We start from the raw sequence: 12,232 nt of genomic DNA, 5'->3' as shown, positions 1-12,232 counted from the left end.
CCCGGCTGCCCGCTGCCCGGAAGCTCCGGCGGTATCTGCCCATCTCCTGACTGCTCTCCGTCCGGAATCCGGCGTGCCACCCACACAGCCCCCTTGTTCACATTCTTCCCCTTCACGATCCGGGTTCCCTTGCCGATAATTTCGAGGACCCACACTTCGTTCGGGTCGGCCACCGAAATCGACTCGCCCGACGACGCATACCCGTATTCCGCCACCAACCGGGTCATCAACTCGATCGCCTCGCGCGCCGTCCTGCACCGCTGCAAAGCAATGTACATCAACGACCCGTAGTCGAGCATCCCCGTGGTATCGACCAGCTGCGGCAGGCCGCCCCACGTACTCTCCCCGATCAACAGCTGGTGCTCGTTCATATTCCCCACCACCGAGTAGGTATGTCCGGCCTGAGGTATTTCCCCCATGAGTCTGCCGGTATCCCATTCGTACACTTTCATCATCGCTCCGGCCGGATAATCGGCTGCCGGACGGTAGTAAAGCTCCCCGTAGAGGGTGTGGGAGTCAGCCGAATAGCTGATCATGGTCGATCCCGTCTTGGAAGCCCCTTTCGTTACGAGAATGTTGGTACACGCCGAAGCCCCTGGCAAGCCCAGAATGGCACTGGCCAGCAAAGCTGCGAAAAGTTTTGTTTTCTTCATCTGTATGCTGTAAATTTGTTTTGTTTCGGCTGCCTCGCAGCCCCGCCCGATGCAGAGAATGACAAATATAGAAAAAATCGAACAGAATGGGAAAGATTGCTGACAATCTGGCCCGAATACGGCAGTCGCTGCCGGAAGGGGTGACGCTGGTGGCCGTGTCGAAATTCCATCCGGCGGAGGCCCTGCGGGAGGCTTACGAGGCGGGGCAGCGCGTCTTCGGCGAAAGCAGGCCGCAAGAGATGACCGCTAAATGCCGGATTCTTCCCGAAGACATAGAATGGCACATGATCGGCCACCTGCAGACCAACAAGGTCAAGTATATCGCGCCGTTCGTGTCGCTCATCCACTCGGTGGATTCCTGGCGGTTAGCGGAGACGATCGACCGCGAGGCGGCCAAGGCGGGACGGACGATCGATGTGCTGTTGCAGCTCCATATCGCACAGGAAGAGACCAAATTCGGATGGGATGCGGCGGAATTGGAACATTTTTTGCAGGACGGACGACTGACCGGACTGGAACATATTCGCATCCGGGGATTGATGGGGATGGCATCGCTGACTGACAATATGTCGCAAGTACGGGACGAGTTTCGGACATTACACCGTGATTTTGTCCGGTTCAGGGAGAAATATTTGCCGCATATGGACGTTTTATCGATGGGGATGTCCGGCGACTACCCGATAGCGATCGAAGAGGGGGCGACGATGGTGCGCATCGGAAGCAGCATTTTCGGTAGGCGGGAATATTAAAATAGAAAACCAAACCACACAATTATTTTCGATATGGAGAGAATCAAGACGAAATATCTGGGGCTGGAATTGAAAAGCCCGGTCATTCTGAGCAGTTCGGGGCTGACCTCTACGCTGCAGCGCATCAAGGACGCCGAAGCGGCGGGAGCGGGAGCTGTGGTGCTCAAATCCATCTTCGAGGAACAGATCATGAACGAGGTGGCCCATGTGGACAGCTACAGCGACTATCCGGAAGCGGCGGACTATGTGCGCTCGTATGTGCAGGACAACAGCGTGGGGCTGTACCTCAAACTGATCGAAGATGCCAAACAACAGTGCGGCATTCCGATCATCGCCAGCATCAACTGCCGGCAGGCGGGGGAGTGGGTCGACTATGCGCGGGTGATCGAGGCCGCAGGGGCGGATGCGCTGGAGCTGAACATCTTCCTGCTGCCGACCGACAAAGAGACTTCATCGGATGAGATCGAACGCAAGTACCTGAATATCATAGAACAGGTGAAAGAGGCGATTACGATCCCGTTGTCGGTGAAGCTTGGCGCAGGATTCACCAATCCGCTGGCCGTCGTCCGGGAAATCTATTACCGGAACGTGAAGGGCGTCGTGCTGTTCAACCGGTTCTACCCGACCGATATCGATATCGAGGCGATGACTGTCAAGGCGGGGGATATTTTCAGCCATTCGTCGGAGCTGTCCAACGTGCTGCGGTGGACGGCATTCGTAAACGGGTCGCTGCCTCTGATCGATGTGGCGGTGTCGACCGGGGTGCATACGGGCGCCGATGCAGTCAAGGCGATGTTGGCCGGCGCTTCGGCGGTCGAGATCGCCAGCGTCGTCTACGAAAAAGGGCTGGAAGTTATCAGCGAGATGAACGCTTTTGTCGGAGACTGGATGCGCCGCCACGAATTTCAGACCACCCGGGACTTTATCGGTCGGATGAACGCCGGAAACATTCCGAACCCGATGCTGTATGAACGGACACAGTTCATGAAATACTATTCGAATCACGAATAATTCTTATCTGTCCGTTGGACGAAGGAGGCGTTTCCCAATGCCTCCTTTTCGTTTTATTCGGATAGGATGGGAACGCATTTCGAGGCGGCTCTTTCGTTTCTTCCAGTTCGGTCTGGTCGCCGGGGACTGAAAGCGGGCGCATTTCGATTTTTTCACAAATCCGAGGTTATCTGTAAAAAATTAGCAATATTTGTCGGAGCAAATATCAACCCAGACAAATGCAGCAGACAAAAGACGTAGTCATCCGATTCTCAGGCGATTCGGGTGACGGCATGCAATTGACCGGGACGCTGTTCAGCGATACTTCGGCCTTGGGAGGGAACAGTATTGCGACGTTCCCCGATTTTCCGGCCGAAATTCGCGCGCCGCAGGGAACGATGGCGGGCGTTTCCGGTTTCCAGGTACACATCGGCAGCGAAAAGGTCTTGACCTCAGGCGACTATTGCGATCTGTTGGTGGCGATGAATCCGGTCGCCTTGCGCGCCAACCGGAAATGGCTCAAGAAAGGGGCCACCGTGATCGTCGATGCCGACAGCTTCACCGAAGCGGCGGTCAAAAGAGCGGGGTTCCAGACGCTCGACCCGTTTGCCGAATTAGGGATTGCCGACTACAATATCGTGCGGGCGCCGATCTCGTCCATGACCAAGGATGCGCTGGCGGAAACGGGACTCGACCCGAAAGCGGCCAATAAATGCAAAAATATGTTTGCATTGGGGGTATGTTTCTGCCTCTATGACATGCCGCTCGACCACACGGAAAACTACCTGCGGCGGAAATTCGCCAAGAAACCGGCGGTGGCCGATGCCAATGTACTCGCATTGAAGGCGGGGTATAATTACGCCTCCAACACCCATATCTTTACGACGACTTATCAGGTGCCGGCCGCCAAATTGCCGAAAGGCACCTATCGGACCATCTCGGGCAATGTGGCGATGGCTTGGGGACTGATGGCCGCTTCCGAAAAGTCGGGGCGGCCGTTGTTCTGCGGCTCCTATCCGATTACGCCGGCGACGGCGATTCTCGAAGAGTTGGCCAAACGGAAAGACTTGGGAGTGAAGACCTTGCAGGTCGAGGATGAGATTGCCGGGATTTGCACAGCGATCGGAGCGTCGTTTGCCGGGAATATGGGGGTGACCACCACTTCCGGGCCGGGGCTTTCACTCAAGAGCGAAGCGTTGGGGCTGGCGGTGATGACCGAATTGCCGTTGGTGGTGATCGACGTGCAGCGGGGAGGGCCTTCGACGGGACTGCCGACCAAGACCGAACAGGCGGATTTATACCAGGCTCTTTGGGGGCGGAACGGGGAGTGTCCGCTGGTGGTGATGGCGGCATGTACGCCGTCGGGATGTTTCGATGCGGCGTTTCGGGCGGCTAAGATCGCCATGGAACACATGACGCCGGTGGTTCTGCTTTCGGACGGCTATATCGCCAACGGGTCGGAGGCCTGGCGGATACCGTCGATGAACGACTATCCGGAAATTCATCCGCCGGTGGTGACGGAACGGCCGGATGGGGGATTTCTGCCGTATGTGCGGGATGAGAAACGGTTGGCACGCAGTTGGGCGCTGCCGGGATCGCCGGGATGCGAACACCGGTTGGGGGGGCTGGAAAAGCAGGACTGCGTCGGCTGTCTCTCGCACGATCCCCAGAACCACCAGAAGATGGTGAACCTGCGGGCGGAAAAGGTGGCTCGCGTGGCCGATTTCATCCCGGAACAGGAAGTCTATGGGGATAAGAGCGGCGACTTGCTGGTCGTGGGGTGGGGTGGAACTTTCGGACAGCTGCGCTCGGCGGTGGATGTCATGCGGCAGGAAGGGAAACACGTCTCGCACTGCCACTTCAGCTACATCAATCCGCTGCCGAAAGGGGTGGAGAAAATCTTCTCGAAATTCAAGAAGATCGTGGTGTGCGAGCTCAATATGGGGCAGTTCGCCGATTATCTGCGGATGAATTTCCAATCCTTCACCTACCTGCAATATAACAAAGTACAGGGGCTGCCTTTCACGGTGGCCGAACTGACCGACTGTTTCCGTACCTTGTTAGACGACAATAAATAGAGACTGTTATGATACGATATACTCCACAGGATTTCAAAAGCGACCAGGAGGTCAAATGGTGTCCGGGATGCGGCAACCACTTTATTCTGAACGCGGTGACCAAGGCTTTGCCGGAGGTGGCCGAGGCGCTCAATTATCAACACCAGCGTTTTACGTTCGTTTCGGGGATCGGCTGTTCGTCGCGGTTCCCGTACTACGTGCATACCTACGGGTTTCACGGGATTCACGGCCGGGCGGCGGCGATCGCCACGGGGGTCAAGGTGGCGAATCCGACGCTGTCGGTGTGGGAGGTGACGGGAGACGGCGATGCGCTGGCGATCGGGGGAAATCACTTTATCCATGCCATACGGCGGAATATCGACATCAATATCATGCTGTTCAACAACCAGATCTATGGCTTGACGAAAGGGCAATATTCGCCGACGTCGCCGCTGGGCAAGGTGACGAAGACGTCGCCGTATGGGACGGTGGAACACCCTTTTGCGCCGGGTGAGATCGTGCTGGGGGCGCGGGGAACGTTCTTTGCGCGGACGATCGACGTGGATGTGAATCTGACAAAGGATTGTTTGGTGGCGGCGGCGAAAAACGACGGGGCTTCGGTGGTCGAGATTTTGCAGAACTGCGTGATCTTCAATGATAAGGCTTACGATTCGTTTCTGAACAAGGAGGTGAGGGAGGATATGACGATCGTCTTGAAGCACGGCGAACCGATGATTTTCGGCAAGAATCGGGACAAGGGGCTGATTCTGGACGGTCTGAAGTTGAAGGTAGTGAAGATCGGGGAAAATGGGATTACTCGGGCGGATATTCTGGTGCATGATGCGACGGAGCCGAACCCGGGGATTCACATGATGCTGGTCAATATGAAAGCGCCGGAGATGCCGGTGGCGCTGGGGGTGATCCGGGCGGTCAAGGATCATACGTATGACGATCAGGTGCGCGACCAGTTGATCGAGGTGCGGATGCGGGCCAAAATTTTCAACATGGAGCAACTCTTACACAGCGGCGAAACGTGGGAGGTTAAATAATAAATTTCACTCCTTTTTTCTTTGCGGCAGTTCTTGGCTACGTGCGGGGACTGCCGTTTTTTTTCAAAAAGCGGCACCAAAAACTTTTGAGATCGCTATGCTATGTCTTAGCTCCGCAATCCCATATTTAGTTTTGGGATTGGGCCGGGAGCAATAGCGGGCTTAATGAAGTAATAACCTTACAGCCCGCTATTGCCCCGACCCAAACACTAAAGTGCTAAAGAATAAGGACTACGGCAGCCCATGCGAAACGTAAGTTTCGCTCAAAATTTTTGGTTCTCTTTGTTCACAAAGAGAACAGTACCCTCCCTGTACAAAGAATTAGTCGAAGAGAAAAAGTACCGAATTATCGTTTCCCGCCTCGCTGTTGCTGCTGTTTGCGCAACGCCTCCTGCTGCCGCTGCATCTCTTCGAGCCGCAGCTGCCATTTCGACTTCTTCACCGGCTTTTTCGTATTTTCCATCATCTGAGCATGCAGCTTCTTGTCATTCACCATGTAGCGGAACGCGAAAGTCTGCCCCATTGTGATGATATTGGCCAGTAGGTAGTAATAGCACAGCCCTGCCGAATAATTGTTGAACCATACCAGCAGCAGAATCGGCATCAGGTAGAGCATCATGAATTTCATTCCCGGCATTTGCTGGCTGCTCATCCCCGCCGACTGCGCATAGTTGATCTTTGAAACGACGAACAACGATACAGCCATCAGCAAGGCGAACAGGCTCACATGATCGCCGTAGAACGGAATACTGAACCCGTCCGGGAAATTCCAGATGCTGTCATAAGAAGATAAATCGTCCGCCCACAGGAACGCTTTCCCTCGCAACTCGATCGAAGCCGGGAAGAACCGGAACATCGCGATCAGGATCGGGAACTGGATCAGCAGCGGCAAACAGCCTCCCATCGGATTCACCCCCGCCGCCTTGTAAAGTTGCAGCATGGCCTGCTGCTTCTTCATCGCATCCTCTTTCTTCGGATACTTTTCGTTCAGTTTGTCGATATCCGGCTTGAGAAGCCGCATTTTCGCCGTCGAAAGATATGATTTGTAAGTAAGCGGGAAAATCAACAGTTTGATCAGCACCGTCAGAATCAAGATCACGATCCCGAAATTGGCGATATATCCCCCCAGGAAATCGAATACCGGAATCACCACGTAACGGTTGATCCATCCGATGATCCACCAGCCTAACGGCACCAATTTCTGAAATTCCAAGTCCCCGTACTGTTTCAAAACCGAATATTTGTTCGGCCCGAAGTAGAATTGCAAGTCATATCCCTGCGTCGTCGCCGCAGAGTAGGGCAGTGCCAGTTGCGCCGAAAAGTCCTTGATATTCGCATCCGTCGGCGGAAAAGTATTGTACTTCAAATCCGCCGCCGAAAAGTTGTCGTTCGCCACGATGATCGACGAAAAGAACTGCTGTTTGAACGCCACCCACTGCACCTTGGTGGTAATATCCTCCTTTTTCGTCCCCGTAGAGATGCCCAGCTCCTCGATCGACGTCTCGCCCGGATATTTATAGGCGATCGTCGTATAATTGTTTTCGTTCTGGAATCCCTTTTCCTCCTGCGGCGAAACGATATTCCACTCCAGCGTCATATCCGTCTGGTTCGGCGCGATTTTTCCCTTGAAATGGGACAGATCCACCTTCATATCCATCAGGTAGTTATCCGGCCGTATGGTGTAGAGGTACTCCAAGTACGAAGCCCCTGTCGTATCCGCATAGAGCCGGAAGGCGATCGAGGTATCCGAAACCATCCGCGGCGTGAAATAGAAATCTGCCGTATTGATCTGCGCCGGCGCAAAGAGATTGAGGTTGAACCGCGATCCCTCCTCTGTAAAAAGCATCAGCGGGTCGCCGTTGTACTTCTTATAATCCTTGAGCTCCACCGCCGCGATCCGCCCCCCTTTATTGGAAAAGGTGAGGATAAAGAGGTCGTTTTCTAACGTATGGAACGTTTCCGTCCCTTTCAGTTGCGCGTCGAAAGCCGAACCCAGCACCGAAGGCGCCGGTTTGGCATTGTCCCGCGCCGCGTTGTCGTCCTGCGGCAGCTGTCCCTGCACCAAAGAGTCGCCCGCCGGTAATGACGGGACCTGCTTCGACGCATGAGCCAACGCGATGGAATCCTGCTTTTGTTGCTCCTTGAGCCTTTCCGTATATTGTTTGTTGTTGTACCAGCTGAACCCGAAAAGGATCACTCCGATCACCAACAAACCGATCAGTGTGTTTTTATTCATTGATGAAGTTTATTTCTGCTTGGTTTCCTGATAGTTGATAGCCGCCTTGACGAAATCGACGAACAACGGATGCGGATGGATGACCGTGCTTTTGTATTCCGGATGGTACTGGACACCGACGAACCACGGATGTCCCTGCACCTCGACGACCTCCACCAGATTCGTTTCCGGATTGATCCCCGTGGCGATCATCCCCGCCGCCTCTAACGCATCCTTATACTTGTTGTTGAACTCGTACCGGTGCCGGTGCCGTTCGCTGATCTCCGTTTTTCCGTATGCCTGCCAGGCATGCGAACCCTCCATCAACCGGCACGGGTAAGCCCCCAGCCGCATCGTCCCCCCCTTCTCGGTAATCCCTTTCTGTTCTTCCATCAGATCGATCACCGGTTCCGGAGTAGCCCCCGTCTCGGTCGAATTGGCCTCCGTCAGCCCTAACACATTCCGTGCATATTCGATCACGCTGCACTGCATCCCGAGACATATCCCCAGAAACGGTACCTGATTCTCCCTCGCATACTTCACCGCCGTAATCTTCCCCTCCAATCCCCGATGTCCGAACCCCGGCGCCACCAGTATCCCGCTCATATCCCCCAATATCGTCCCCGCATTTCCGTCCGTAATTTTTTCGGCGTTCACGTACTGCAGCTTCACCTTGACATGATTGGTCGCCCCGGCATGAACAAAGGCCTCACTGATCGATTTATAAGCATCCGGCAGCTCGGTGTATTTCCCCACCAAGGCAATCCGCACTTCGCCTTGGTCGGGATGTTTGACCCGATCCACGAAGTCGCGCCATTTTTCGAGGTCGATCGGCCGTTCCGTATCCAGCCCCAACTTCCGCAAAGCTACCGTATCCAAGTTCTGTTCGAGCATCATCAGCGGCACTTCGTAAATGGTCGGCACGTCCAGCGACGCCACCACCGCATCCTGTTCCACATTGCAGAACAGAGCCACTTTCCGTTTGACTTCGTCCGTCAGTGCCATCTCGGAGCGCAGCACCAGAATGTCCGGCTGCAATCCGTTCTCCTGCAACGCTTTGACCGAGTGCTGCGTCGGTTTCGTTTTCAGCTCTCCACTGGCCCGCATGTACGGAATCAAGGTCAAATGCACCACCAGCGTGTTCCGGAACCCCAACTCATACCGCAGCTGCCGTACCGATTCGATGTATGGCAGCGACTCGATGTCCCCCACCGTCCCGCCGATCTCGGTAATGACCACATCGTACTTGTGTTTGGTCCCCAATAATTGGATCCGCCGTTTGATTTCGTCCGTAATATGCGGAATGACCTGCACCGTCTTCCCCAAAAACTCGCCCCGCCGCTCCTTGTTGATGACGCTCTGGTAGATACGTCCCGTCGTCACGTTATTAGCCTGTGAAGTCGGCCTCCCCAGAAAACGTTCATAGTGCCCCAGGTCGAGGTCGGTTTCCGCCCCGTCTTCCGTCACATAGCATTCTCCGTGTTCGTACGGATTGAGCGTTCCCGGGTCGATATTGATATACGGGTCGAGTTTCTGGATCGTTACCGAATACCCCCTGGCCTGCAATAATTTGGCCAGCGAAGCCGCTATAATCCCTTTCCCTAAGGAAGAGGCGACGCCGCCGGTCACGAAAATGTATTTGGTCTGTGATTTCATACGAATATGGTTACTCCTGTTCGGTCGAGTTGGTTGTCGTTGGTTCTTCGGTCTTTTCGGCGACGGGTTCGGCACCGGCCGTCTTTTCCGGCTCCGGCTCCGTTTCCTTCCCGATCTTCGGAGCGGGCGCGGGTTCCGGATGGTCGATCAGCCGAATCTTTTCGGTCAGGGTAGCGATCTGCTCTTTGGCCCGGGCGATCTTGTTCTGCACCTCTCTCATCAGCGCCTCGGCGTTTTTCGATTTGGCGAAGAATCCGATGTTGTTCTCCCAAATCTGAATGTCGCCCTCGATCTGCCGGATTTTGTTGTACAGCCGGTCGCGTTCCATGCTCAGACGCCTCGATCCGCTCTCTTGTATTTGGGCAACCTTATCCCGGAAATTGCGGATATGGCGTTCCCGTTCCTCTCCTCTGAGCAGGTCGAACAGGCCGTCCACCACCCGGCGGTACTCCGTCTGGATCGCCTCTTTTTTCTTGATCGGCACGAAACCGATCTCCGCCCAACGGCGCTGGTACTCTTTGATGGCGTCGAACGTAATATTCGCTTTCTCTTGCAGCCGTTTGCGCATCTCGTCGAGCAAAGACTCCTTCCGTGTCAGGTTTTCGGCATACTGCGAGTCCTGATTCCCGAAATGTTCCGCCTTGCGGGTGAAAAACCGGTCGCTCGCTGCCCGGAACCGTTTCCACACCTGCTCGGAGTGTTTCCGCGACGTCGCCCCGATCTCTTTCCACCGTTTCTGCAGGGCGATCAAAGCATCGGTCGTCGCTTTCCAATCCTCGCTGTCCTGCAACGCCTCGGCCTGTACGCACAAATCTAACTTCGCCTGCAAATTGTCCGCAATCTCAACCTTCATCCCCTGATAAAAAGCGCGTTTGGCCTCGAAGAATTTGTCGCAGGCCGCGCGAAAACGTTCGTAAATCTGCGTATTGTCCTTCTTCGGTGCAAAACCGATCGTTTTCCACACCTTTTGTATCTCGATGATCTGCTCCGACGCTGCATTCCACTCCTTATGCGAAGTGAAAGTCGATCCGGCCAACTCCTCGACCTTTTCGCACAACTCGGTCTTTAGTGTCAGATTCTGTTTCTGCTCCGCTTTGAGCCCCTCGAAATATTCCTGGTGACGCTTGTTGATCTGCGTGCTGGCCGCCTTGAACCGCTCCCAAAGGGTATCCTTGAATTCCGGCGCTACAGGGCCGATCTCGCGCCACTGGTCGTGCAGCTTCTGGAGTTTGTGGAATGCGTCGGTCGCCGACGGTTCCAGCATCAACGCCTCCGCTTCCTCCGCCAGCTCGGTTTTCGCCTCGTAATTCTTCTTGAGGTCGAGGTCGCGCAGTTCCTTGTTGATTTTTATATAGTTATAGAAATTTTCGACATGGTGATGATAGGTTTCCCACAGGTCTTTGATCTTCTCCTGCGGCACGAGACCGGCATCTTTCCACCGCTGCTGCAGCTCCCGGAACGTGTTGAACGTCTGCCCTAAGGTCTCGTTTCCGTTCACCAGCTCCTTGAGCTCTTCGATGATCTGCAATTTCGCCGCATATGCCCGTTCTTTCTCCTGTTCCGCCCGGTTTACGAAAGCATCCCGCTTTTCGCGGTACCGCAACAGCAGCTCCTTGAATCGGGCCTCGTTCTCGTTTCCCGCCGGTTTGAACTCTTCCGGAGCCCCCCCGTCGGCGATAAAAGCCGCCCGCTGTGCCTCGATCTTTGCGCGGCCGGCTTTGTAAAAGGCGATTTTCACCGCCTCCACATCCCCCCGCAGGTTCTGCACCGGGCGTTCCTCCAGCATCTTGGCGAGCAGGTCGATCAGTTCCGCCTGATCTTTACCCGCATAAGGGTTGGCAGACTGAGCCGCGTTTTCCGTTTCCGCCGCAGGTTCCGTAGTTCCGGCGGCCGGGGTAGTGTCCTGCGCAGTTTCGACAATTTCCGTTTCAGTGGAATCGACCGCTACAGCCTCCTCCTGCGGAGATTCAACGGTGTCGAATTGCTCTTTCCCGATTTCGGCAGGGGCTTGAGCAGAAGATAAACCTTGACTTTCCATGTGTTCAGGTTATTTGGGTTGACAAAATCGAAAATGCCCGATTTTCCGAAGAATCCTAATCGAAAGCCCTCCGGAAAATCGGGCATCAAAATTTACCTGCAAACTTAGGAAGTTTTTTCGCCATTCTCAAATTTTTTCGACCGGCGGCGCGCCGGCCCGGGATGCTCTTTTTTCTCTTTGGCCAATAGGGGCTTCAGAAATTGTCCCGTATAGCTTTTCGCACATTTCGCCACCTGTTCCGGTGTCCCCTGCGCGATCAGCTGTCCGCCCCCATCTCCCCCCTCCGGGCCGATGTCGATCAGGTGGTCGGCCACTTTGATCACATCCAAGTTGTGTTCGATCACGATCACCGTATTTCCCTTGTCCGCCAGCTTGTTGAGCACGCCCAACAGTACCCGTATATCCTCGAAGTGCAATCCCGTGGTCGGTTCGTCCAGAATATAGAGCGTATTCCCCGTATCCCGCCGCGACAGCTCAGCCGAGAGTTTGATCCGCTGGCTCTCGCCGCCCGAAAGGGTCGTGCAGGGCTGCCCTAACCGCAAATACCCCAACCCCACGTCCTGGATCGCCTTGAGTTTCTGGTGGATCGTCGGCACCGGCTCGAAGAACTCGACCGCCTGGTTGACCGTCATGTTCAGCACCTCGTCGATGTTCTTCCCCTTGTACCTGACTTGCAGCGTCTCGCGGTTGTAGCGATGCCCGTTGCACGCCTTGCACGTCACATAGACGTCCGGCAGGAAGTTCATCTCGATGGTCTGCACCCCCGCCCCGCGACACTCCTCGCACCGTCCCCCCTTGACGTTGAACGAGAACCGCCCCGCCTTG

8 protein-coding genes and 1 pseudogene are annotated in these 12,232 nt (G+C 55.1%); 4 read left to right on the top strand and 5 right to left on the bottom strand.

Annotated features, from left to right (window positions below; all coding sequences use genetic code 11):
• Window positions 1–653, bottom strand: a 653-nt coding sequence (locus Q0Z93_RS07640; RefSeq protein ID WP_298064327.1) for a C69 family dipeptidase, incomplete at its 3' end; no start/stop codon positions are given.
• Window positions 654–739: 86 nt separating this feature from the next.
• Here Q0Z93_RS07640 and Q0Z93_RS07635 point away from each other — a divergent pair.
• The 4 genes from Q0Z93_RS07635 to Q0Z93_RS07620 all read left to right on the top strand — a co-directional run bounded on the left by Q0Z93_RS07635 (window position 740) and on the right by Q0Z93_RS07620 (window position 5,498).
• Entirely contained in the window at window positions 740–1,402 is a 663-nt protein-coding gene (locus Q0Z93_RS07635) for a YggS family pyridoxal phosphate-dependent enzyme (protein ID WP_298064326.1), read from the top strand.
• A 33-nt stretch (window positions 1,403–1,435) separates the two neighbouring features.
• Window positions 1,436–2,413, top strand: coding sequence for a dihydroorotate dehydrogenase-like protein (locus tag Q0Z93_RS07630; protein ID WP_298064325.1), 978 nt, complete (start codon window positions 1,436–1,438; stop codon window positions 2,411–2,413).
• 218 nt (window positions 2,414–2,631) lie between these two features.
• Window positions 2,632–4,470, top strand: coding sequence for a 2-oxoacid:acceptor oxidoreductase subunit alpha (locus Q0Z93_RS07625; RefSeq protein ID WP_298064323.1), 1,839 nt, complete (start codon window positions 2,632–2,634; stop codon window positions 4,468–4,470).
• An 8-nt stretch (window positions 4,471–4,478) separates the two neighbouring features.
• On the top strand, window positions 4,479–5,498 hold the full coding sequence (locus tag Q0Z93_RS07620) for a 2-oxoacid:ferredoxin oxidoreductase subunit beta (RefSeq protein ID WP_298064321.1): 1,020 nt from the start codon (window positions 4,479–4,481) through the stop codon (window positions 5,496–5,498).
• 346 nt (window positions 5,499–5,844) lie between these two features.
• Here Q0Z93_RS07620 and yidC read toward each other — a convergent pair whose 3' ends face one another.
• From yidC to Q0Z93_RS07600, 4 genes and pseudogenes are all read right to left on the bottom strand, one after another.
• The gene (yidC, locus tag Q0Z93_RS07615) at window positions 5,845–7,734 is read right to left on the bottom strand and encodes a membrane protein insertase YidC (RefSeq protein ID WP_298064320.1); all 1,890 of its coding nucleotides are present in this window, start codon (window positions 7,732–7,734) and stop codon (window positions 5,845–5,847) included.
• Window positions 7,735–7,743: 9 nt separating this feature from the next.
• A complete protein-coding gene (locus tag Q0Z93_RS07610; protein ID WP_298064319.1) occupies window positions 7,744–9,369 on the bottom strand; it encodes a CTP synthase in 1,626 nt (541 codons plus the stop codon).
• Between the two features lie 10 nt (window positions 9,370–9,379).
• On the bottom strand, window positions 9,380–11,407 hold the full coding sequence (locus Q0Z93_RS07605; protein ID WP_298064317.1) for a DUF349 domain-containing protein: 2,028 nt from the start codon (window positions 11,405–11,407) through the stop codon (window positions 9,380–9,382).
• A gap of 104 nt (window positions 11,408–11,511) precedes the next feature.
• Window positions 11,512–12,232, bottom strand: a pseudogene (locus Q0Z93_RS07600) (excinuclease ABC subunit UvrA); the annotation flags it as partial.

The organism is uncultured Rikenella sp. (assembly GCF_947628055.1).
GTDB lineage: Bacteria > Bacteroidota > Bacteroidia > Bacteroidales > Rikenellaceae > Rikenella.
This window is presented reverse-complemented; position numbering and strand designations above follow the sequence as displayed.